This window comes from Acidobacteriota bacterium, assembly GCA_039030395.1.
Classification (GTDB): domain Bacteria; phylum Acidobacteriota; class Thermoanaerobaculia; order Multivoradales; family JBCCEF01; genus JBCCEF01.
In genome coordinates this window covers 131,322-153,834 of record JBCCEF010000011.1, presented here as the reverse complement: position 1 = coordinate 153,834, position 22,513 = coordinate 131,322, and the positions used below count along the sequence as shown (strand labels likewise).

General features: G+C 65.4%; 22 protein-coding genes. 15 read left to right on the top strand and 7 right to left on the bottom strand.

Annotated elements, in window-relative coordinates; genetic code table 11:
* The first annotated feature begins 213 nt into the window (after positions 1–213).
* The 8 genes from AAF481_12515 (at position 214) to AAF481_12480 (ending at position 10,067) form a co-directional block, all read left to right on the top strand.
* Complete coding sequence (locus tag AAF481_12515; GenBank protein ID MEM7481990.1) at positions 214–2,043, top strand: long-chain fatty acid--CoA ligase; 1,830 nt, start codon at positions 214–216, stop codon at positions 2,041–2,043.
* Positions 2,044–2,287: 244 nt separating this feature from the next.
* Complete coding sequence (locus AAF481_12510) at positions 2,288–3,655, top strand: acyclic terpene utilization AtuA family protein (GenBank protein MEM7481989.1); 1,368 nt, start codon at positions 2,288–2,290, stop codon at positions 3,653–3,655.
* Positions 3,652–4,137, top strand: a complete 486-nt coding sequence (locus AAF481_12505) for a hypothetical protein (GenBank protein ID MEM7481988.1) — start codon at positions 3,652–3,654, stop codon at positions 4,135–4,137. The genes AAF481_12510 and AAF481_12505 overlap by 4 nt, the downstream gene beginning before the upstream one ends.
* On the top strand, positions 4,134–4,484 hold the full coding sequence (locus tag AAF481_12500) for a hypothetical protein (protein MEM7481987.1): 351 nt from the start codon (positions 4,134–4,136) through the stop codon (positions 4,482–4,484). The genes AAF481_12505 and AAF481_12500 overlap by 4 nt, the downstream gene beginning before the upstream one ends.
* A 2-nt stretch (positions 4,485–4,486) precedes the next feature.
* Complete coding sequence (locus AAF481_12495; GenBank protein ID MEM7481986.1) at positions 4,487–5,287, top strand: enoyl-CoA hydratase-related protein; 801 nt, start codon at positions 4,487–4,489, stop codon at positions 5,285–5,287.
* A 24-nt stretch (positions 5,288–5,311) separates the two neighbouring features.
* Positions 5,312–7,684, top strand: a complete 2,373-nt coding sequence (locus AAF481_12490; GenBank protein ID MEM7481985.1) for a YfhO family protein — start codon at positions 5,312–5,314, stop codon at positions 7,682–7,684.
* 7 nt (positions 7,685–7,691) lie between these two features.
* Positions 7,692–8,399: an HAD family hydrolase gene (locus tag AAF481_12485; protein MEM7481984.1), complete on the top strand. Its 708-nt coding sequence runs from the start codon at positions 7,692–7,694 to the stop codon at positions 8,397–8,399.
* A gap of 180 nt (positions 8,400–8,579) precedes the next feature.
* Positions 8,580–10,067: a deoxyribodipyrimidine photolyase gene (locus AAF481_12480; GenBank protein ID MEM7481983.1), complete on the top strand. Its 1,488-nt coding sequence runs from the start codon at positions 8,580–8,582 to the stop codon at positions 10,065–10,067.
* Positions 10,068–10,077: 10 nt separating this feature from the next.
* Here AAF481_12480 and AAF481_12475 read toward each other — a convergent pair whose 3' ends face one another.
* Both AAF481_12475 and AAF481_12470 read right to left on the bottom strand, forming a co-directional pair.
* Positions 10,078–10,734 (bottom strand): isochorismatase family protein, encoded by a 657-nt coding sequence (locus tag AAF481_12475; protein ID MEM7481982.1) that lies wholly within the window; start codon positions 10,732–10,734, stop codon positions 10,078–10,080.
* On the bottom strand, positions 10,731–11,597 hold the full coding sequence (locus tag AAF481_12470) for a prolyl oligopeptidase family serine peptidase (protein ID MEM7481981.1): 867 nt from the start codon (positions 11,595–11,597) through the stop codon (positions 10,731–10,733). The genes AAF481_12475 and AAF481_12470 overlap by 4 nt, the downstream gene beginning before the upstream one ends.
* Positions 11,598–11,645: 48 nt before the next feature.
* On the opposite strand from AAF481_12470, the gene AAF481_12465 reads away from it, so the two are divergent.
* Positions 11,646–12,644: a hypothetical protein gene (locus AAF481_12465; protein MEM7481980.1), complete on the top strand. Its 999-nt coding sequence runs from the start codon at positions 11,646–11,648 to the stop codon at positions 12,642–12,644.
* A gap of 169 nt (positions 12,645–12,813) precedes the next feature.
* Here the strand turns inward: AAF481_12465 and AAF481_12460 are convergent, their stop codons facing one another.
* Positions 12,814–13,197: an iron-sulfur cluster assembly accessory protein gene (locus AAF481_12460; protein ID MEM7481979.1), complete on the bottom strand. Its 384-nt coding sequence runs from the start codon at positions 13,195–13,197 to the stop codon at positions 12,814–12,816.
* A gap of 143 nt (positions 13,198–13,340) precedes the next feature.
* On the opposite strand from AAF481_12460, the gene AAF481_12455 reads away from it, so the two are divergent.
* Positions 13,341–14,033 (top strand): HAD family phosphatase, encoded by a 693-nt coding sequence (locus tag AAF481_12455; GenBank protein ID MEM7481978.1) that lies wholly within the window; start codon positions 13,341–13,343, stop codon positions 14,031–14,033.
* A gap of 4 nt (positions 14,034–14,037) precedes the next feature.
* On the opposite strand, the gene AAF481_12450 is transcribed toward AAF481_12455, so the two are convergent.
* Positions 14,038–14,391 carry a DUF2203 family protein gene (locus AAF481_12450; GenBank protein MEM7481977.1) on the bottom strand — a complete coding sequence of 118 codons (354 nt, stop codon included), beginning with the start codon at positions 14,389–14,391 and terminating at the stop codon, positions 14,038–14,040.
* A 120-nt stretch (positions 14,392–14,511) separates the two neighbouring features.
* On the opposite strand from AAF481_12450, the gene AAF481_12445 reads away from it, so the two are divergent.
* Positions 14,512–15,120 (top strand): thymidine kinase, encoded by a 609-nt coding sequence (locus AAF481_12445; protein ID MEM7481976.1) that lies wholly within the window; start codon positions 14,512–14,514, stop codon positions 15,118–15,120.
* Between the two features lie 207 nt (positions 15,121–15,327).
* Here the strand turns inward: AAF481_12445 and AAF481_12440 are convergent, their stop codons facing one another.
* Positions 15,328–15,801 carry a TIGR00725 family protein gene (locus AAF481_12440; GenBank protein ID MEM7481975.1) on the bottom strand — a complete coding sequence of 158 codons (474 nt, stop codon included), beginning with the start codon at positions 15,799–15,801 and terminating at the stop codon, positions 15,328–15,330.
* A 130-nt stretch (positions 15,802–15,931) separates the two neighbouring features.
* On the opposite strand from AAF481_12440, the gene AAF481_12435 reads away from it, so the two are divergent.
* The 4 genes from AAF481_12435 (at position 15,932) to AAF481_12420 (ending at position 19,270) form a co-directional block, all read left to right on the top strand.
* Positions 15,932–16,471, top strand: a complete 540-nt coding sequence (locus tag AAF481_12435; protein ID MEM7481974.1) for a sigma-70 family RNA polymerase sigma factor — start codon at positions 15,932–15,934, stop codon at positions 16,469–16,471.
* The gene (locus AAF481_12430) at positions 16,468–17,358 is read left to right on the top strand and encodes an anti-sigma factor (GenBank protein MEM7481973.1); all 891 of its coding nucleotides are present in this window, start codon (positions 16,468–16,470) and stop codon (positions 17,356–17,358) included. The genes AAF481_12435 and AAF481_12430 overlap by 4 nt, the downstream gene beginning before the upstream one ends.
* Positions 17,359–17,624: 266 nt before the next feature.
* The gene (locus AAF481_12425; protein MEM7481972.1) at positions 17,625–18,224 is read left to right on the top strand and encodes a hypothetical protein; all 600 of its coding nucleotides are present in this window, start codon (positions 17,625–17,627) and stop codon (positions 18,222–18,224) included.
* A complete protein-coding gene (locus tag AAF481_12420) occupies positions 18,221–19,270 on the top strand; it encodes a hypothetical protein (protein ID MEM7481971.1) in 1,050 nt (349 codons plus the stop codon). The genes AAF481_12425 and AAF481_12420 overlap by 4 nt, the downstream gene beginning before the upstream one ends.
* Before the next feature lie 21 nt (positions 19,271–19,291).
* Here AAF481_12420 and AAF481_12415 read toward each other — a convergent pair whose 3' ends face one another.
* Both AAF481_12415 and AAF481_12410 read right to left on the bottom strand, forming a co-directional pair.
* Positions 19,292–20,032, bottom strand: coding sequence for an SDR family oxidoreductase (locus AAF481_12415; GenBank protein MEM7481970.1), 741 nt, complete (start codon positions 20,030–20,032; stop codon positions 19,292–19,294).
* Between the two features lie 248 nt (positions 20,033–20,280).
* A complete protein-coding gene (locus tag AAF481_12410; GenBank protein ID MEM7481969.1) occupies positions 20,281–22,170 on the bottom strand; it encodes a carboxypeptidase-like regulatory domain-containing protein in 1,890 nt (629 codons plus the stop codon).
* Positions 22,171–22,513: the final 343 nt, after the last annotated feature.

Here is a 22,513-nt window from a genome sequence, read left to right as displayed (position 1 = left end):
CTCGGCCGAGAAATGACTCGGCCTCACCCTCATCCTCGGCGGACCTGGCGGTCCGCCGCCGAGCCCTCTCGGGCTCGGAGCGGCAAAGCCACGAGGGGTAAGCCGCCAATGACGACTTGAAAAGAACGGAGCCGACTTGCATAGAAGTCCGACTCGGAGCACAATTCAAGCCAACCTTGCGCGATCTATTTCTCGGTTTGTAGGAGGCCTTGCATGAGCGACCGTTCGTTCCAGTCCGTCGTCGAGATGTTCCACCACCGGATTTCCACCTCGCCGGACAGCGATGCGATGTACGGGCGCCGGGGCGGAGAGTGGTACACCCTCACCTGGCGCGACGTGGGCGATCGCGCCCGTCAGATCTCCTGCGGTTTGCGCAGCCTGGGAGTGGAGAAGAGCCAGCGCTGCGCCATCCTGTCGATGACCCGGCCGGAGTGGGTGACGGTGGACATGGCGATCCTCTGCGCCGGCGGCGCCACCACCACTATTTATCCTTCGAACACGCCGGAGGAATGCGCCTACATCCTGGGTGATTCCGAGGCGGTGGTGGTATTCGCCGAGAACGCCGAGCAGGCGGCCAAGCTGGTGGAGGTGCGCGGCGAGGTGCCCGCCGTCAAAGCGGTGGTGGTGATCGAGGGCGCGGTGCCGGGCGGCACCGCCGACGACGGTTGGCTGCTGACCCTCGACGATCTGGCGGCTCGCGGTGCCGCCTGGGAGAGCGCCAACCCGGGAGCCTACGAAGAAGTCGCCGATAGCGTCCAGTCCGACGATCTCGCCACCTTGATCTACACCTCCGGCACCACCGGCAAGCCAAAGGGCGTCATGCTCACCCACGACAACTGGGTATTCGAGGCCGGCGCCATCGAGGAGATCGGGGTGCTGTCGCCGACCGATAAGCACTACCTTTTCCTGCCGTTGGCCCACTCCTTTGCCAAGGTGCTGGAAGTGGCCTCCGTGCGCATCGGCGTGCCGACGGCGGTCGACGGCTCCATCGACGATCTGGTCGACAACCTGGCCGTCGCCCGGCCGACGGTGATGGCGGCGGTGCCGCGGGTGTTCGAGAAGGTCTACAACAAGGTGGTGTCCGGCGCCCGCGAAGCCGGCGGCCTGAAGTACAAGATTTTCCTCTGGTCGCTGGAAGTGGGCAAAGAGGTGTCGCGCCTGCGCCAAGCCGGCAAGGACGCCTCCGGCCTGCTGGCCTTCAAGCACAAGGTCGCCGACAAACTGGTGTTCTCGAAGCTCAAGGACCGCTTCGGCGGAAGGATCCGCTTCTTCGTTTCGGGCGGTGCGCCGCTGGCGCGTGAGATCGCTGAGTTCTTCCACGCGGCGGACATCCTGGTCCTTGAAGGCTACGGCCTCACGGAGTCGTCGGCGGCGAGCTTCGTCAACCGTCCTGAGCAGTACAAGTTCGGCACCGTCGGCCTGCCGGTGCCCGGTGCGGCGGTGGAGATTGCTGAGGACGGCGAAATCCTGATTCGAGGCCGCGGCGTGATGAAGGGCTACTACAACCGGCCGGAGGACACCGCCGAGGCGCTCGACTCCCAGGGCCGCCTCTACACCGGCGACGTCGGCTTCGTGGACGAGGATGGCTTCCTGAAGATCACCGATCGCAAGAAGGACATCATCGTTACCGCCGGCGGCAAGAACATCGCGCCGCAGAATGTCGAAAACCAGCTCAAGGCGAGCTGCAACTACATCTCTCAGGTGGTCATGCTGGGCGACAAGCGGCCGTTCTGTATCGCGCTGATCACCATCAACGAAGAGACCGTCGGCAAATGGGCCAGCGATCAGGGCATCGCCTTCTCGGACTACGCCGACCTCGCTTCCAAGGCTCAGGTGCACGACCTGATCTGGGACGCGGTGCAGGCGGTCAACGGCGACCTCGCTTCCTACGAAACGATCAAGAAGATCCACCTGCTGCCGGCGGACTTCTCCCAGGAGACCGGTGAACTCACCCCCAAGATGTCGATCAAACGCAAGGTCGTCGAGACCCGCAACCAGGACGTTTTGGAGCGGATGTACGAGGGTACCGGCAGCCAAAGCTGACCGTACCGCTGGCCTCGAAGACCAGGTGGGTCAGGCTCCCCATTCACGAGAGACCGCCTTGCGTATCTTCGGTTTGATCGGGCGACCGAGACCGTCAGGGCTCGGCGGCTAAGCCGGGGATGGGGGGAGCCGCGAAGACTTGTTTTCGCGGTGAGGGGGGCGCCCAAGCCCCCCTGAAAAACTCCCTAGCAGGTGATGCCATCGGCGCGTGCGCCGGTGGCATCAACCTGCTACTCTCGGCTCGATGAAAACGGTACGAGTCGGCAACGGACAGGGTTTTTGGGGCGACAGTATCGACGCCCCGGTGCTGCTTCTACGGGGCGGCGAGATCGACTATCTCGGCATGGACTACCTCGCCGAGGTGACCCTGTCGATCATGATGCGTCAGAAGCTCCGGGATCCCTCCCTGGGCTACGCCACGGACTTCATCGATTTTATCCGGCGGGTGCTGCCGGAAGTGGTGGATCGCAACATCCGGGTGCTCACCAACGCCGGGGGCTTGAATCCCCACGCTTGCCGCCGGAAGATCTTCGAAGTCGCGAAGGAACTGGGGGTCGAAGGCCTCAAGGTGGGGGTGATCGAGGGCGACGACGTGCTGCCGCGGCTGCCGGATCTGGTGGCCGCCGGCCATCCGCTGGAAAACATGGACACCGGCGAGCCCATCGGCCCGGTGGTCGACCGCATGACCAGCGCCAATGCCTACTTGGGCGCCCGGCCGGTATGCGAGGCGCTGGCCGGCGGTGCCCATATCGTGCTGTGCGGCCGGGTGACGGACACCGCCCTGGCGTTGGCGCCGCTGGCCTACGAATTCGGCTGGCCGGAGGACGACTGGGACCGCCTGGCCGCCGGTACCATCGCCGGCCATATCCTGGAGTGCGGTCCACAGTGCACCGGCGGCAACTTCTCGCGCTGGTGGGAAGTGCCGGACCTGTGGAATGTCGGCTATCCCCTGGTCGAAGCGCGCGAGGACGGCACCTTCGTGGTGACCAAGCATCCCGGTACCGGCGGCATGGTGACCGTGGACACCGTATCCGAACAGCTCCTCTACGAGATGGGCGACCCGAACGAATACATCACGCCGGATGTGGTGGCGGACTTCACCTCGATTCAGCTCGCTCAGGCCGGCGAGAATCGGGTGGAGGTCTCCGGCGTTGTTGGCCGGCCGCGCACGCCCTTCTTGAAGATCTCCGCCTCGCACCTCGCCGGCTACAAGAGCTCCGGCCAGATCACCCTCTCCGGCCCGCGCGCCGTGGACAAGGCGAAGCTGGCGGCGGAGCTGGTGTGGAAGCGCCTGGAGCGGGCCGGGGTGACCTTCCCGGAGGAGTGCCGCTCGCAAGAGATTCTGGGCATCGGCGCCTGCCTGCCGGGGGTGTTCGAGGCGCCCAAGGAACCGCCGGAAGTGGTGCTCCGCCTCGGCGTGCGCGACGCCGATCGCGCCAAGGTCGAGCGTTTCGGCAAGGAGATCGCGCCGCTGGTGACCGCCGGTCCTCCCGGGGTCACGGGCTTTGCCGGCGGTCGTCCCAAGCCGCAGACGGTGGTGGCTTACTGGCCGGCGCTACTGGCCCGCGAGGAGGTGGAGGACCACATCGAGGTCTCCGTGGAGGAGGCGTGACGGCGGATACGGCGCCAGCGGCCTCTGCGCCAGCGGAGGCCACCCGGAGGCTGAACCTCACCCGCGAGGCTTTCTTCGACTGGTACCTGCCGATCACCGCCGGCTTGCTGCCGGTATTCCTGGTGGGGATGCTGGCGAGTGCCCTCGCCAACCGGCTGGCCTTCGCCGGCTGGTGCCTCGTCTTCGGCTTGCTCTACACCCTGTGGCTGCGACGGGGCGTCGAACGGGACTGGTCCTCCGGCCGGCGCATTGGTGGCGGATTGTTCCTCCTCGCCCTGGCCTGGTTTGCCTTTGCAGGCCTGGTCGTCCGCCACGGCGAGATCTTCGACCTCGGCTTCCGCGCCGCCCTGCCGGCCCTCTACCATCCGATCTTTACCCATCCGGCGACGGCGCTGGCGACCGGTGGTGCCCTGGCTGCGTCGGCCCTGGGCGTCATTCTGCGCGGGAGCCACCGGACCGAATCCGAGGAATCTACCCGATGAAAATACTTTTGAGCCGCGTGGCCCACGCCCGATCCGGCGACAAGGGCGAAGCGTCGAACGTGGGTTTGATCGCCTACTCGCCGGAACTGTGGGAAGTGCTGCGGCAGCAGGTCACGCCGGAGCGGGTGAAGGAGCACTTCCGCCACGTCTGCCGTGGTCCGGTGAAGCGCTTCGAGGTGCCCAACCTACAGGCCTTCAACTTCATCCTGCACGACTCCCTTGGCGGCGGCGGTACGGAAAGCCTGATCAACGACGCCCAGGGCAAAACCCACGCCCAGGGGCTGCTGCGCCTGGAGGTGGACGTACCAGAGGAACTGCTGAAGGAGCTGCCGGAGAGCCGGGCTTGAGCGTGGGCGACTTCGTGTCCTTCGAGATGATCAAGGTCGAGCGGCGGGGCGATCTCCTGTGGGTGTCCCTGGACAACGCCGAGCGGGCCAACGCTCTGGCGCCTCAGATGCTCGACGAGCTGACCGAACTCTACCGCCGCGACCTTCTCGGCGAGGGCGTTCGCGCGGTGCTGCTGCGCGCCGAGGGCAGACACTTCTCGGCCGGTGCGGACCTCGGTCACCTGCGTTCCCTGCGAGATGCCGGGCCGGAGGAGAACCGGCGCGATTCCGGTCGGCTGATGGATCTTTTCGAGTCGGTGCTGCGGCAAGAGACGCTGACCCTCGCGCTGGTGCAAGGCTCCTGCGTCGCCGGCGGTTGCGGACTGGCGACGGCCCACGACTTCGTGGTCGCCGCCGAAGATTCCCGGTTCCTCTACAGTGAAGTGCGCATCGGCTTCGTGGCGGCGCTGGTGGCGACCTATTTGCCGCTCCGGCTGCGCGGTGCGGACATTCGCGAGGTGCTGTTGAACCCGCAGTTCATGACCGCCGAGAAGGCGCTGGAGATCGGCCTGGTCAATCGGGTGGTGGCGGTGGAAGACCTTCAGGACGCCGGAGAGCATCTCGCCGCGGAGATCCTCACCAACGGCAGCTCCCAGTCCATCGCCAGCACCAAGCGGCTGCTCTTGGACCTTCCCGGCCGCAGCCTGTCCGACGCCCTGCGCCACGCCGCCGAGGTCAACGCCAAAGCGCGCGAGACGGACGATTGCAAACGCGGCATTGCCCATGTGCTGGACCACAAGAAGCCGCCTCGCTGGCGGGATTGATCTTCTCCTGCTGACCGAAATCGAGTGCCCGGCCCCGCGCTAGTTCATCTCGTGCTGCTCTACGGCGCGACGGCGGCGGTACTCGCCGTCCTCGGGCGGCGGTGGCTGCGAGGGCGCTGCCTCTCCTGGTCGGCGGTGGCAATCCTGTCGCTCCTGCCCTTGGCCTTCACCGTCTCCGGCTTCCTTCCCGGCCGCACCCTTGCGCCGACGCCGCAACTCGCTGGCGTGCCGCCCTGGGCGGACCCGGAACTGGTGGCGGCGAGCGCCGCTTCGTCGTCGGCAGTGAACCCGCTACTGCTCGATCCGCTGTCGCAGATGCTCCCCTGGAGCCGGGCGGCGCGGGACAGTTGGTTGTTCAACTCCTCCCAGGGGGCCGGCGCGGCGCTGTTGGGCAACGGTCAGTCGGCGGTGCTCTTTCCCACTGAACTCGCCTCGCGTGGGCTGCCGCCCTTCCGCTCGCTGCCCTACTCGCAGGCGGCGCGCCTGCTGATCGCCGGCTGGGGGTTGTTCCTGCTGGCGCGGCGCTTGGGGGCGCGGGAACCGGCTGCGCTCGTTGGGGCGGCGGTCTATGTCGGCTCCGGATTCCTCCAGCTCTGGCGGCTCCATCCCCATTCGCTGGTCGCCGCCATGGCGCCCTGGATTGCCGTGGCGGCCCTCGATCTGCTGCGCCGCCGCACGACCGAATCCGTCCGACGGTCGGCGGCGCGGCTGGCCGTTTGCGGTGCCCTGGGGGTCTTTGCCGGCCATCCGGAGACGCTACTCCATGGGGTACTCCTCGCCGGACTTCTCGCCCTCCTGCTCGGCCGCTGGCGGCAGCGGGTTCTCCCTCGGCTGCGCTGGGTGGCCGCCGCCGGTTTGCTCGCCTTCCTGCTGGCGGCGCCGGTGTTGCTGCCGGTGGTGGAGAACCTTCGCGCCTCCGCCGAGTGGTCCGAGGCGCGGGCTGAGCGCCGTGCCCAGACCGGCGTTCGGTGGGTCGATTCGCTGGATCGCCTGGCGCCGGCGGTGGCCTTCGCGGCCTGGGGCGATCCGCGGGACGGAAGTTGGCACGGTCCCGAAAACCTGGCCGAGGTGGGGGGCGGGTCCCTCGGTGCGTCGGCTGTCCTGCTGGCGCTCTTCGGAGTCTGGCGGTATCGCCGTCGACGGGTGGTGTGGGCTCTGCTTGGGGTCGGCTTGCTGTCCCTTGCCGCCGGCGCCCTGGTGCCGCTGGTGGCGGAGCCGCTCGGCTGGATTCCGCTGCTGCGGGATTCACTGCTCAAGCGGCTCGCCCTCGGCTGGTGCCTTGCCGGCACGGTGCTGGCGGCCCTCGGGGTGGAGGGATGGGTCAGGAGTCGGTACGGCCGGCGGACGGCGGTGGCCGTCTTCACGGCGATCCTGGCCGTCTTTCTCGGCGCGCTGCTGTCCGGCGGCGCTCTGGCCTTGGAACTGGTGCCGCTGATCGTCCTGGCCGCGGTGCTGTGCTGGAACCCCCGAGGTCGTCTGCGCAGGGTGGCCCTGGCTCTGCTGTTGGCGACCGTTTTGGTGCCTCGCCTCGCCCACTTCGCTCGCTGGGTGCCGGTCGCGGACGCTTCGGCGTTTTTCCCGGAGACCCTGGCGACCCGCTGCGTCGCCGAAAGACTGGAAGGTACAGTCTGGCGGGTAGCCGGGCTCGACGCCGCTCTGGTGCCTCAGGCCGCCAGCTTTTTCGGTTTCGAGGAGGTGCGCGCCAACGACCCGATGACCTTTGGCCCCTACGCCGCTTTCTCGCGAGCCTTCGGTACGCCCCGGCGGGGAAATTGGGTGAAGATCCTGGATCCCGACCACCCGGCCCTCGACTTCCTCGGCGTGCGCTACCTCTTCGATCATCCGTCGATGCACCACCGGGCCGGCGTGGAGGTGGTTTATCAAGGGCGCGATGCGGTGGTTTACGAGAACCCCGGCGCCCTGCCGCGGATGTTTCTGCCGCGCGAAGTTCTGGGCCTGGCGAATCCGCGGGTGGCGATGGAAGCGGCCGTCTCCCTCGAAGATTTCGCGGCCCGGGCGGTGGTGGCCGTACCGCCGGAGCGGGAGCTTCCGGTGGTCACCCCCAACGGCCGTGGAAGGCTCGCGGATCTACAGGTCGAAAAAGGCGTGCTCGGCGCCCGGGTGGTCGCTGAAGAGCCCCTGCTGGTGGTCACCAGTCAGCCGGCGATTCCCGGTTGGCGGCTCACGGTGGACGGTCGTCGGTTGGAGCCGGAGCGGGTGAACGGCGCTTTTCTGGGTGTTCGGCTAGCGGCCGGCGAGCATACCGTCGAGTTTCGCTATCGGCCACTCTCCTGGGTCATCGGCTGCTGGGCCTTCGGGGTCGGCATTCTCGCCTGGTTTTGGTTTACCCTGATAGGGCGTCACGATCACCATCGGCGGTCGGTCTCCACCGCCTGAACATCCCATGTCCTACCTGATCCTCTTCGACATCGACGGCACCCTACTGCGCTGCGGTCCGCGCCTCCGGGAGATTTTCGAAGGCGCATTGGCAGATGTTCGGATGCCCGCCGTCGGGGTGCCCGGCTACGACTTCGCCGGCAAGATCGATCCGGTGATCGTGCGAGATCTGGGGCGCGCCGCGGGCTGGACCTTGGAACGCTCGGTGGCGGCGATTCCCGAGGTGCGCTCCGCCTGGGTACGCCGCCTCGAAGCGGAGCTCGCCGCCGACGAGATCGAAATCATGCCCGGTGTTTCGACCCTGCTCGAACGGCTGGCGGCCCGGCCGGATGTCGAACTGGGTTTACTGACCGGCAATTGGCAGGCCGGCGCCGCCGTCAAGCTGCGGCGGGCGGGCCTCGATCACCACTTCGCCTTTGGCGCCTTTGGGGACGACGGCGAGCACCGTCGCGACCTGCCGCCGGTCGCCCTGGCGCGGGCCGCTGAGATCCATCGGCGAGAGTACGAAGCGGATTGTGTGTGGATCGTCGGCGATACGGTGCACGATGTGGATTGTGCCCGGGCGAACGGTTTGCCCTGCCTGGGGGTCGCCACCGGCGGCAGCACCGTCGAGCGGTTGCGGCAAGCCGGCGCCGTACAGGCCCTCGAAGACTTTACCCACCTGGCCGCCGACTGGCCCTTTGCCTCGGCTTCCGTGAACGGATGGAAAACGTAGCCTGCGTTTCTCACCCCCGACCGACTGCGAGTCCATATGCCACTGAATCTGCTGCGTTATCCGCAGAACTTGCTCCTCGACGTACTAAGAGTACGCCTTCGTCACAGAACCCGCGAATGCCTTTCATCTTCAGCGACCTACGGCCTCTCGTCACGGTCGCCGGTGAGAAAGTCTGGCTAGATGCAAGCCGACGAGATCGCCACCCGAGTGCCCACCCTTCGCCTGCGGGCGGCCAACGATCGGCCGGTGCGTGAGGACGGCGACTTTGTCCTGTACTGGATGATCGCCTACCGCCGGACCACCTGGAACTTCGCCTTCGACCGGGCTGTGGACTGGGCCAAGGCCCTGGACAAGCCGGTGCTGGTGTTCGAACCGCTGCGCTCCGGCTACCGCTGGGCCTCGGACCGCATCCACCGCTTCGTGATCGACGGCATGGTGGCTAATGGCGCGCGCCTCGCCGGCAGCCGGGTGGGTTACTTTCCGTATTTGGAGCCCGAAAACGGCGCCGGCCAGGGCCTCTTCGAAACGCTGGCGGAGCGCGCCGCGGTGGTGGTGACGGACGACTTCCCGTGCTTCTTCCTGCCGCGCATGGTGGCGGCGGCGGCGGACAGGCTGCCGGTGCTCCTCGAATCGGTGGACGGCAACGGCGTCCTGCCGATGCGGGCGACGGAGAAAGTTTTTTTGCGCGCGGTGGACTTTCGGCGCTTCCTGCAAAAGACCCTGCCGGCGCACCTCGGCGACCGGCCGCGGCAGGATCCCCTCACCACCCGTGGCCTGCCCGAGTGGCAGGGGCCGCTACCGGAGGACATCACCGACCGCTGGCCGCCGATGGATCTCGGGAATCCGCCGGATCTCGCGGACTTTCCCATCGACCACGAGGTGCCGCCGGTGTCCTACAGCGGCGGTTCCGAAGCGGCCGCCGAGCTCTTGGATCGCTTCCTCGAAGAGCGCCTCGACCGCTACCAGGATGGCCGTCGGGACGTGATCGACCGCGCGACCAGCGAACTGTCCCCCTACCTCCATTTCGGGCACATCTCCGTCCATGAAGTGTTCTCGGCACTGGCCGATCGGGAAGACTGGACGCCGGACGATCTCGCTCCCAAGGCCACCGGTTCTCGGAGCGGTTGGTGGGGGATGGGCGAGAACGCCGAGTCCTTTCTCGATGAACTGCTCACCTGGCGCGAGGTGGGCTACAACATGGCTTGCCTGAAGGAGGACTACACGGCGTTCGACTCACTGCCGGCTTGGGCCATCGAAACCCTCGAAGAGCACGCCGGCGACGATCGGCCGGAGGTGTACACCCGCGAAGAATTCGAGGGCGCCAAGACCGAGGACGAGCTGTGGAACGCCGCCCAGCGCGAGCTGATTCGCGACGGGCGCATCCACAACTACCTGCGGATGCTGTGGGGCAAGAAAATCCTCGAATGGTCCGCCACGCCGCGCGACGCGCTGGACGTGATGATCGAGCTGAACAACAAATACGCCCTCGACGGCCGCAATCCGAACTCCTACAGCGGCATCTTCTGGTGCCTCGGGCGCTACGATCGGCCGTGGGGTCCGGAGCGGCCGATCTTCGGCAAGATCCGCTTCATGAGCACCGCTAGCACCCGGCGCAAGCTCGACGCCGACGCCTACGAACGAGAATTTGGAATTGGGCGATTGTTTTAGGGGGGCTTGGCTAGAGGGCGATTTCGGCTAGAAGTTCCTCGGTGGTCATCAGCTCGACGCCCCGCTCCGGCCACTCCGCCAGCAGTTCTTCGCCGCGTTCCGGGTCGAGGGGGCGGGTGGCGTCGCTCACCACGACCACCCGATAGCCACGGCGCAGGAGCCCTTCCACCGCGTGGAAGTTGCACACATCTAGGGCCACGCCGTACACCGCCACCCGCTCCGGTTGCAGGATGTCCAAGACCACTTCGGTGTTGGGGTTGGTGAACACGTCGACGTGCTTCTTGAGGAGCAGTACCCCCGATGCGGCGGCGATGCGCATTTCTAGATCCGACCGAGGGATGGCCTGATGGCCGATCACCGCCACGTCGTCAATCTGAGTCTGGGGAATGCGTTTCGCTCCGCGGGTGCGGCGCATGCAGTGCGGTGGGTAGGTGGTGGAGAAGTCCGGCTCCAGGGAGATCTCGGCGTCGTCCAATTCGTGGTCGTCGGCCGACTGCACCAGGGGAATACCGCGCGCCACCACCGCCGAGGTCAGCCGAGCGAGATGGGGGTCGAGGGATTCGGCGTCCGGCACGTAGAGGGCGCCGTCCTCACGCATGAAGTCCACCTGGGTATCCACGTCCCAGAACAACCAGCCGGAAGCCGCCTGCTTGGTGCTCTCGCTCACGCTAGGGTCTTCCGGAACCAGTCCTGGGTGGCGTTCATTGCCTCGATCAAGTGCGGCGTGGGTCCCTGGAAAGGGTGCTTCGCCCCGAAGGTGTGGCCGGCGTCCTGTACCTGCAGCAGCTCTCGGGGCTCACGGGCGGCGGCGTAGAGGGTCTCCGCCTCTTCGATTGGCACCGTTTCATCATTGCCCCCGTGGACGATCAACCAGGGGGCCTCCCGGCGCTCAGCGGCGGCTTCCAGGTCGAGGGCGTCGGCGTTCTGCTCGATGTCGTCGAGGAGCCCCAGTCCGAGGGTCAGCTCCTGGCCGGTGCGGCCGTTCATCACCGGAAATCCCCCCGCCTTCCGCCACTGCTCTTTTTGCTCGTCGTTCCAGCGTTGGTAGGTCGAAACGCCGGCCCAAGTGACGACGGAGCGAACCCGCGGGTCGTCCGCCACTTGCAGTACTGCGCCGCCTCCCCGAGAATGGCCGAAAAGGCCGATGCGCTCTACATCGAATTGTCCTGGACCGAACACTCCGCGCTCCACCTCCAGGCCTCCGCCGCCGACCGCGTCGAGGACCGTGCCTAACTCCTCGCCCTCGCGGCTAAAGGTATTTGCCTCGAAAGCCGCGAGGTCGCTGACCCGGTCCTCGCCGGGCCGCTGACCGGCGCCGGAGAAATTGAAACGAACCGCCGCAAAGCCGCGTTCCGCCAGCAGGTGGGCGAGGGCGGAGAAAAACCCCCACTCCATGAAGCCCTTGAAGCCGTGGCAGATAATTACCGTCGGCCAGGGGCCGGGGTTCGATGGGTGGTCGATGAAACCTTCGAGAAAGTCCGCGCGGGCGGAAGCGGGTAGGGAAAGTCGGAAGGGTAGCTGTTGCGCCATGGCGGAATGATAACGGTCTCGGGTGGGTTTGCGGCTAGACTCATGCCGATGAGCGAAGCGAAATCCCTCCCCGAAACCACCCTGCTCCCTCACCACGGCGATCCCGTCGCCGAGCTGTCGGCATTGCGCACTGGCGCCGGCCACTGGTCGCCCTCGCCGGACCGCCTCTCGATGACCGGAGCCGACCGTCAGCGCTTTCTCCACGGCCTGGTGACCTGCGAGGTCAAGGAGTTGTTGCCGGGACAAGGCAGCTACGGCTTCGTGTCGAGCGCCAAGGGCCGTATCCTGGCGGACATTGTCGTCTCCTGCCGGGCGGACGATCTGCTGCTCGAACTGCCCGCCGGGCTTGGGGCGACCCTTCGGGAACATCTAGAGAAATACATCATCGCGGACCGGGTGGAGACCGCCTCGGCCGAGGAACTCGCGCCCTGGATCGTCGCCGGTCCGGTGGCGATGGCCGAACTGGCCGAGCGCAGCGGCGGTGCCCTTTGCGAAACCGTGGCTCCCTGGGCGGGTGTCGAGGCGACCCTCGGAGAAAGCGAGTTTTGGGCAGTGCGGCGAGATCACCTGGGTGCACCCGGCTGGACCCTGTGGGCTGAATCCTCCGCTGCGGCGGCGATCGAAGAAGCCCTCGCAGCCTTCAGCCAGCCGGTAGGGGCCCTGGCCCTCGAGGCCCTACGGGTGGAACATGGCCAGCCGGCCTTCGGTGTGGACTTTGGACCCGACAACTTCCCCAAAGAAACCGGCCTGGACGACGCCGTCAGCTACACCAAGGGCTGCTATCTGGGCCAGGAAGTGATCGCCAGAATCCACTACCGAGGCGGCGTCAACCGGAGGCTATGCCGGGTCGTCCCGCAAGACGGAGCGAATCTAGAACTCGGGATGGACCTCTCGTGGGACGGCCGCGCCGTCGGCACGGTAACCTCCCTGGACCGCGTCTCAGAAGAAAACGCCGCCGGTCTGGCGATCGTTCACAAGAAGGCGAAAGAGATTGTCGAACTACCGGACGGAGGAACCGCCCGTTTAGAGGAGAACCGTTCGGCGTAGCCTCAACGAGTTCGCTCGGCGGACTGGAACGCGGTAAGGACCGGGGTTAGAAGCCGAAGCTGTACGTAGATGCAAGGAGCTGCGGTCTGACCGGCCCCGCAGGCGTACTCCTAGTACGCCGAGGAGCCGGCAGGCCGCACGACGCAGCAGATGCGTGCAGATCCGGCTTCTAAACCGCGAAGGACGAGCCGCATCCGCACGTCCCCACCGCCTTCGGGTTGTTGAACTTGAACCCGGTACCGTTCATCCCCAGCACATAGTCGATGGTGGTGCCCTCCAGGTAGCGGGCGCTCACCGCGTCCACCACCACCTCCAGCCCGTCATATTCGAGGACGATGTCGTTCTCTCGCTTTTCGTCGTCGAAGTCGAGGGCATACTCGAAGCCGCTGCAGCCGCCGCCGCGCACCGCCACCCGCAGGTGGTACGAGGGGTCGATGCCCTCTTGCTCGCGGGTGATCTTGACCATGTCCACGGCCTTGGGCGTCACCTGAAGGGGGCCATCCGGAATCGGCGTAGGGTTGGCGTCCGCCGGGGGTGTCGTCGCTTCTTGCATCTCTCGTGTTCCTCGGAGGGTTGCGGCCGGCCGATGCGGCCGGTCGTTGAGTTCAAGACTCATAAGGCAACTTAGCGCCGCCGAATTCCCACGTCAACCGCTCGCGCCACCATTGAACACCTCGCGCGGTTATGATGCGGCCCGTGTTCCGAGCTGTCTTGTTCGATTTCAACGGCGTCCTGGTGGACGACGAACCGCTCCATTTCGAGCTGTTCCGGCGGGTGCTCGCCGAAGAGGGGCTGGACCTCTCCGAGGAGGAGTACCAGGCCGAGTACCTCGGTTTCGACGACCGGGGTTGTTTCACGGCAGTTTTCGAACGCGCCGGCCGGGCTGTCGAGGCGGCAAAGCTCGCCCGCCTGCTCGCCCGCAAGAGCACCTACTACCAGGAGTGGATCCGGCGAAACGGTTACCCCTTTTTCGCTGGCGCCGTGGATCTGGTGCGCGAGGCGGCGAATTCCGGCGCCGTGCTTGGCGTGGTGAGCGGCGCGCTGCGGGACGAAGTGGAGGGTGCGCTCATGCAGGAAGGGCTGCGGGATCTCTGCAAGTTCTTGGTGACGGCGGACGACGTGGCCGCCAGCAAGCCAGATCCGGAGAGCTATCGAACGGCTCTCACCCTCCTCAACTCCATGCCGCCCCTGCCGGAGCGCCTGATCCATCCGCACGAAGTCTTGGTGATCGAGGACAGTCCAGCGGGTCTCGCCTCGGCTCACGCCTGCGGTTTGACCACCGTGGCGGTAGGGCACACCTACTCGCGGGAAGAGTTGCCAGAGGCGACGGCCTATGTCGAATCCGTGGCGGCGTGCGGCTGGGAGGAGATGGTTCGGCGGGCCAGCTAAGTGCTCAATTGAGAGGGACTCGGCCCGCGAATCCCTCGTCGTAGCCGTGAAAGTGGCAGACGGCTTCTTCCGGGTACTTCCAGCAGTAATAGCCGTCGCCGCTGTCCCAGTCCACCAGCCATAGGCCCTTCACCTCGCAGCCGAGGGAGCGCACTTCGGAGGTCCAGGCGTCGACGATGCGCTGGATGGACTCCTCCAACTCACCTCGCCGATCTTCCATTTCGTCGTAGCTGCGGACGCGGTTGGTCAGCGCTTCGATCTGACTCACCGCGGCGCGGGTGAGGTCGCGCACGGCGGGGAAGCTGGTCAGGACGTCGTCGTAGCTGAAAATCCTGCGATCACGGGGTCTTTCGGCCATGGCCGCGCATCGTAACACGGCCTCCGGTGATAGAATCGGCCGTCGGTAGGACGGTCCATCCATTGAGCGAGCGGGTCGGGGCAACCCGCTCGCGGTAGGAAATCTTCAAGAAAGCGACGCGTGGACGAACGATCCCGAGGACACATCGAAGTCATCGCCGGAGGCATGTTCTCCGGCAAGAGCGAAGAGCTGGTGCGGCGTTTGCGGCGGGCGAGTATCGCCCGCCAGTCGGTGCAGGTGTTCAAGCCGTCAGCGGACACCCGTTTCGGCCCCCAACGCCTGGTGACCCGCGACAACCGCGAACTCGACGCCATCAGCGTGAAGGACAGCGCCGAGATGTTCGACCGCCTGCGCTTCGGGGTGCAGGTGGTGGGGGTGGACGAAGCGCAGTTCTTCGACGACGGCCTGGTCGAGCGGGTTGAAGAGCTGGCTAACCTCGGCGTGCGGGTGATCGTGGCGGGCCTCGACCTCGACTACATGCAGCGCCCCTTCGGCTGCATGCCGCGGTTGCTGGCGATCGCCGAGTATGTCGACAAGATGCACGCTATCTGCGTTCGTTGCGGGCGTGCCGCCCACTACAGCCAGCGCACCGCCGGCGGCTCCGATCAACTCCAGGTGGGCGACCTCGAAGCCTACGAGGCCCGCTGTCGCCAGTGCTATGAGCCTTTCGAGCCGGCGGAGGCGTCGCCACCGAAGCCGCGCGTGGCCCAAAAGCCCAGTTCTAGCTAACAGGGCAGCTGAAGAAGGGCTTCGCCCTGGCATTTCAGCTGCCCTGCTAGCTTTGATTCCTAGGGGCTGGGCGCCCCCTCACCTTAAAAAGGCTAGCCTTTTTAAGGCTCACCCCGTTCCCTCCGGCGCCGCCTCGCCCGGGGGCGCCCAGCCATGCAGACTCGGAGCAGGGTGCTGATGCAAATTTTCAGGATATTTATTTTTTACTCAAGAGCGCAGGGCTTTTTGTACCGCGTCTGCCGGCGATTCGGCCTTCTGCAGCAAGGGCTCCGGTGCGCCGTCCGGCAGTTCGGGCATCCAGCTCTCGAGGCAGACCACCGGAATCCCGTGTTTGAGCGCCAGGGCGATCTCGGACAGAGTGCCCCAGCCTCCACCGACGGCGATCACCGCCCGCGCCGAAAGCACTAGAACGAGATTTCGCGCCTGGCCCATGCCGGTGGCGATCACCACCTCGTCGGTGGCGTTCGGCGATTCACCGAGGGAGGGCGAAATCGCCACCGTGCGTCCACCGGCGAGATGGGCGCCGCGGGAGGCGGCGGCCATCACGCCGCCACGGCCGCCGGTCAACAAGGTGACCCCGGCCTCGGCCAGGAGCCGGCCCACCTCCTCGCCTTTGCGAGACAGCAGTGGGTCGCAGCGAGCAGCCCCGACGACGGCGATCTGGTGGCGTTTCGGTCCCATCCGGGGCATGCTATCTTCGATTCCGTCCTTGTTCCTTTGATGACATTCTTTGTTTCGGTGCTCCGCGCGCCTTGCCCGAACGATGACAGCAAATTCCAGCGATCTCGGCAGTTACTCCGATTCGGATTTGATGCTCCAGGTCGCCTCCGGACGGGAGGCCGCCCTCGGCGAGCTGTTCGATCGCCATTCCGCCAGCCTGCTCGGCCTGGCAACGCGTATCGTCGGCAATCCGTCGGACGGCGAGGAAGTGCTCCAGGAGGTGTTTCTCCACGCCTGGAGCCGGGCCGCCGGCTACGATCCGGGACGCTCCTCAGTGACCACTTGGCTGTCCTTGATCACCCGCAGCCGTTCGATCGATCGCCTGCGCAGCCGCAAGGTGGTGGACCGCACAACGGAAGCGGCGCGAAAAGAAAATCGCATCCACCATGAATCCCCTCAGGCCTCTGGAAACGTATTTCTGCAACAGAGACGAAAGCGCATCGGTGCCGCGATGCGTGAACTGCCGGAAGAGCAGCGACAGGTCGTCGAGTTGGCCTATTTCAAAGGCCTGACCCAGAGCGAGATCGCCGAATCGGCGAGCATCCCGCTCGGCACGGTCAAAACTCGCACGCTGCTTGCGATGAAGAAGCTGCGCCTGGCTCTAGGCGCTGAGATTGGGGAGCTCTTGTGACGGACGAACGAATCGACCGCGAGGATCGAGCGATCCTCGCCGCGATCGAAGCCTTGGAATCCGGTCGGGTCAGCGGACCCACCTTTTTGCCGGAGGAATCGCCGGAAGATCGCGCCCTCGAACGCGAGTACCACGAACTGCTCGGCTTGATTCCGGAGCAGATCGAGCCCATCGAACCCTCGCCCGAGGCGCGTGAGCGCCTGATGGCGGCGTTGCCGAAGCGCTCGGCGGCCGGTCCGGGAGAGGCTCGCCCGAAAGAGTCGGCGGGCCGCTCGGCCGAGGTCCGGCCCTTCCGCTCGGCCGCCTCGGCGACCGGCTCGACGAGGCGTGGAGCGCCGCCTTTTGCTTGGGCGGCGGGCATCGCTCTTTTCGCTCTGGCCCTTGCCGGCTGGTTGGCCTTCCAACTCGCCGACCAGAGCGCGCAACTGGCCCGCACCGAAGAGCTTCTCGCTCAGGAGGTACTGGCGCGCTCCATTGGCGACGAGCGCCTCTCCGAGATCTCTCAGCGGTTGGTGTCCTTTACCGCGCCGGGTACCCAGGTTTGCTTGATGTACCCCACCGGCGAGGCGCCGCCGCAGCCGGAGGCGAGGGGTGCCCTGTTCATGTCCGAGGTGGAGCGCGCCTGGTACATCCAGGCGCGCGACCTCGAACCGGCGCCGGATGGCATGGCCTACGTTCTATGGGCCCTTGCCGAGGGCGACGCCATGCCCCTTGGCAGGTTGGCAATGGACGACGACCGCGAGGCGATCGTGCAGTGGGCAGCGGACGCGCTACCGGACTACGACATGACCGGAGTGGCGGTGACCCTCGAAGATCCCGCAGCCCTCGAACGTCCTACCGGGCCGGTGCTGCTCTACGGTGCCCGGGCGGACATGTTCAGTCTCTAGCCTGCCTTTCTCACCGTCAACCTACTGCGAGTCCGTATGCCACTGAATCTGCTGCGTTGTCCGCGGAACCTGCTCCTCGACGTACCGAAAGGACGCCTTCGGCTCAGAACCCGCGGATGCCTTGCATCTCCAGCGACCTACAGCCTCTCGCTACGGTCGCCGGTGAGAAATCCAGGCTAGAGCTTCCTTGCCGGCGATCTGCCGTTAAACTAGGCCACATGACCCAATCTAAAGGTGAGAATCGGCCGGGGAGGAGTGCACTCCTCGTGGCCTGGATCGCCGCCCTGGCCCATATCGGTGGGTTCGGCTCCGAAGCTCAGCAACAAGCACGCATCGCCTTTCCCCCGGCGGCGAACCATCTGCTGGTCGAGTACACCGTCCTGCACGATGAGCTGGAGGAAAACGACCCAGTGCCGCTCCTGCGCATCTTCGGGGACGGCCGGGCGTTGGTCCACATTCCGCGCTACATGCGCGGAGCCGGGGACTTTCAGATGAATCTCGATCCGGGAGAGCTGGATGCCCTGGTTCGCTCTTTCGAGGAGAACGGCGTACTGGCCTTCGACGGCGAGCGGCTGGCGGATCAGAAGCGCCTCGCGGACCAGGCCCGCCTGGCCGAAGAGCAAGCCGAGCTTCACATCTCCGATACCTCCTGGACCCTCTTGACGATACGCCTGAGTCTCTACGATCCGGCGGGGAATGGCCTGGTCGAGTCGGGGCTGGAGCGCGAGATCGTCTGGCCCGACGTGGCGTGGCAAGCGGAGAACTACCTGCAGATTCGAGGCTTGCAGGGTCTGGCGGCCGCCGAGCGGGGTCTCCGGGCCCTACTCTCGGATCCGAGATTGACCGCCACCGAGGGCGCGCAATGATCAATCGCCAACAACTCGTCAGCGCGGTTCTTGGTGTGTCGATGGTGTGGCTGTCGTCGTCTCCGGCCGACGCCGGTGCCTTCATCGGCGCCTCCGACGCCAATCCAGACCGCATCCTCCATCCACGGGGCTACGACGGCACCGGCGGGGTGGTTACGGTGGGCATCTGCATCGATCCGGACTCGATCGCCGTCAGCGAGATGGAGATTCCCCTGCGCAACGTCATCGCCGTGTGGAACGCGCTGGAGCCGACCACCGGCAACGTGCGCCGCGGCGACGGTTCCGAACTGGATCCGGATCAGATCGACTGGGAGTCCACCATCCTGCACGAAGTCGGTCACTGTATCGGCCTGTCGCATCCGAACCTGGCGTCCGAATCTCCGGTAGCGAGCGCGGACCGCAACTACACCAAGACCGGTGCTGGGCCCAACGGTGTTTTCGATCTCGATGCCGGTGCGGATGGGGTGAAAGGCTCGGCGGACGATGTGCGGGGCGATGACTTGAATCGCCACTGGTACCAGAACGGCGTGAACAATCCCTTCACCTTGCCGGCGACGGTGGACTTCACCACCTACAGCCGCACGCTGGAGAACCTACCGCCCGGTGATCTGTTCCCCGCCAATGGGGATCTCACCGTATCGGCGCTCTACGGCGTGCCGAATACCGAAGCTTCCATGCAGCAAGGCGCTCGGTCCGGGGAAGAGCAGCGCACCCTGGTGGCGGACGACGTGGCGACCCTTCGCCTCGGCATGTCCGGCCTCGACGAAATCGCCGGCACCGCCGACGACTACACCGTCCACCTGGTCTATGCCGGAGTCTCCGACTCCTGCGATCTGGTGGTGCGGTTGATCAACACGTCGAGCTTCGCCTTCTGTTCGAGCAGCCGAACCACCATCGAAGGCAACCACCAGCGCATCACCTCCTCGTCGGTGACCACCGGCGACTTCAACTGGTTCTTCACGACGGAACGGATCGGTGGTGAAGAGATTTTCTCCGACGGCTTCGAGTCTGGGGATACGACGCTGTGGACGGCGGCGATTCGTTAGACCTGCCCGTCCGGGAACCGGCTATCCGCCCTTGAGAGAGGCCAGCCCGCCGTCCGTGCCCCATACCTGACCGGTCACCCAGCCTGAATCGGGACCGAGCAGCCAGGCGATGAGCGCGGCCACTTCTTCCGGCTGTCCGATGCGGCCCAGCGGATGGAGGCTACGGGACGCCTCCAGAGCCTTCTCGTTGCCGGTGATACGCGCGGCCAAAGGGGTGTCGACCAGACCGGGCGCCACGGCGTTGACCCGCAGGCCGCGGCCGGCATAGGTTGCCGCTGCGGCGCCCACCAACCCTTCGACCGCTCCCTTGGCGGCGGCAATGGCCTCGTGGTTCGGCAGTCCGATGCGCGCCGCCGCGGAACTCATCAGCACCACCGAGCCACCGTCTTTCATCGACCGGGCCGCCGCTCGCACGAGCGCAAAGGCGGTGGTGATGTTGGCGTCGAGGGTGTCCTGCAGTTCTTCTTCGCGCGTCAGATGGGCCGGTTTCAGCAACAAGGAGCCGGCGCAGTTCGCGGCGCCTACCAGGTCGCCCAGCTCGGCGGCCTGGTTGAGCAGATTTTCCACCTGCTCGAAAGAGCGTCCGTCCACTTCCACGGCCAGCCCGCCGATCTCGTCCGCCAGCGCCTCGACCTTTTCGCGCTTGCGGCCTCCAACGGCGACCTTGGCTCCGCCCTCGGCGAGCTGCCGGCAAAGGGCCGAGCCAATGCCGCCGGCTCCGGCGAGTACGGCGTAAACGGGACGGTGGTTTGGGTTGATCATGGGGTCCTCCTGAGGACGGTGGTTCGTTCTTCGGCTTCACTACCGCCATTCGCTGGGGTACGGTGAACGGAGGCAACGGGTGGGGACCGACGCTTCTCAAGCGGATCCACCCGGCAGTCGCAACTTAACTCACCGCATTGAGCTCGAGAGTTCGTGGCCACGAGTCTGGGGATACGACGCTGGGGACGGCGGTGCGGCCGTAGACCGGGTGGCGTTTCCTGGCTGTTGGGTTGGCTCTAGGGGAAATCTTACTGAACTGCGTCGAGTTCCAGGTTGCCTGCCCATGACGGACCTAGAGAGCGCCCGAACGAAGCAATGAGCGCAACAGCATCGCGGTTCTCGTCTTGCCTGGGCTGCCAGGCGACGAGGGAGATGGGGAGCTTCGGCAGACCTCGTGCCTGCCAGATGCCGGCGTCGTCGGCGGTACTTGCACCGGTTAGCCACCGGAGAGACGGGCCACTGACAATGATGCCTTGAATCTCTATGGCTATCCGTGCCCAAGGGCTGGGGTCTCCGTTGAAAAGGACCCGGGCTCGAATCGGAGAACGCGTGGCAGGAAAGGTGAGAGCTCTCTCGCCACTAGGTACGCGATCCACCAGGAAGCCAGCCCGGTGAAATCGGGCGAGCAATCGGGAGCCAACGTACCGCTCGGGCACAGCAACTCGGCCCTTGCTGTCCGCCTGAGCGGTCCAGAGAGTACGTTCGCCACTCTCGTCGGGTACCATGATCTGCGAACCCTCCGCCGGAGTGCCGTCGGGACCTAGAAAAGTCATCGAAATTGAGGAAGCATCCTCGGGTTCGAGTGCAATCTCCAGTGTTCTCTCATCGCGCAGCATGCCGATTGCGACATCGTCTATCTCGGCATCTTTGTATGAGTCGGCTCTAAGATGAAGCTCGAGGCTCCCATTCCGTAAAGCTGGAAGGAGCGCCGATCCGGACTCATCTGTTATGACCTTTCCATGGTATTTGCCAACTTTCTCGGTACCATCCAAGTGTAGATTGCGATATCTGACAACCGTTCCTTCGACTGGCTCTCCGCTGCGAAGGTCGGTGGTATGTATCGAAATTCTGTTGTCTGGGATGAGAAAGTCAAGCCGGGAAGGATCGGGAAAATCTGTCTTGATCAGAAGCTCCCAGTGAGGCTTCCTCTCCGGCTCGTCTGCCGGCTTGACCAGCGCAATGGCGGGAGGTCCATAGAGCACCGTCTCGTAGTGACCTTCGGAGTCGGATTCCGTTCGCAGTTGAAAGTCAGGGTCGTCATCCTGAAGATGAAAGGTGATTTCCGCCTGAATTGGCTCCTGGCCTCGGAACACAGTGCCCGACAAATGAATTGTCTCGGCTTGTATTTCGATCTCTCCATTTTGCCAGTCAGAGAGATCGGTTCTTCCCAGAAACCGCCAGGGTGGAACTTCGACGACGACTTCGATCGGCTCGGCCGGAAGGTGGATGAAAGTCGTGGACAAGGTCGGTCCCAGAGGCTTCTCCGCGATGGGTAGGCGCTCCGGGAACGTTCTCGCCGCGACTTGAGTGCCCATGGGGATCACTAACTCACTGGGCGTGTTCAGATGGACATGCAGCGATGGCAGGAAACGCAGGAACCCGCGAAAGCTCTCGACTTTTCCTGGTCGCAGGGCGAGATCTTGGGAGGGGGCGCCTACCGACGGGGAGCGGACTCGCAGCGAGACGACCCTTTCATAGTGATCGTAGAAGACGGCATGGATCCGTTCCGCGGTGGCGACCTGGACGTCGGGAAGCCTTTCATCCCCTTGTTGGCCGCGAAGAGCTACAGAAGCGTCATATTGGGAGTGACTTCGCATGACCTGGGGGCGATCGAAAACTGCAACTATGGTGGTACCCTCTCCGAAAGGAGTTGACGAGACTTCCACCGCCTTCCCTGCGAGAACCGTGATCGGCTGCGACAGCCAACGATATTCTTTGCTTCGCGTGTCAAAGACGCCAGCGATGATCTGGCCCGCTGGCATGGCGACGCCCTCGAAGGCCTCGCTCCCATTCGCTCTTCTCGACATCTCCGGCATCGGCGCCTTGAGCCACCGATGACTGTCGAGATGAAGGAGTCGAAGTTCCTCTTCGGGCCCGAGGAATTCACCAATGGCAAGCTTTACGGTGCCCGCCGGCACTACTCTCCGAGCTACGATGTGTCCTTGGCCTCGAAATGGTGCTGCCGAAAAGTGGAGGATCCCGTGGGACGGGCTAATCCAGTCGTTCCCCTCGATCCAGTACCTGTAGATGCCCCGTGCTGGCGCCACCCACGTACCCGCCGGTAGAACGGTCTTGGACCGAGCCTCTTGGTTTTCCATCTTCACGAGGTGGACCTCTAGTCCGTCAGGATCCAGAGGCTTGGGTGCGCCCTCGAGCTGAGCATCTGAGGAAAGTGCGACGAACGCTAGTGCGGCCGTGCCATCCACCTGGCCCTGCTCCGGAAACAGGCCAAACTGTTGACCTAAGGCAGGAACCCCCAAG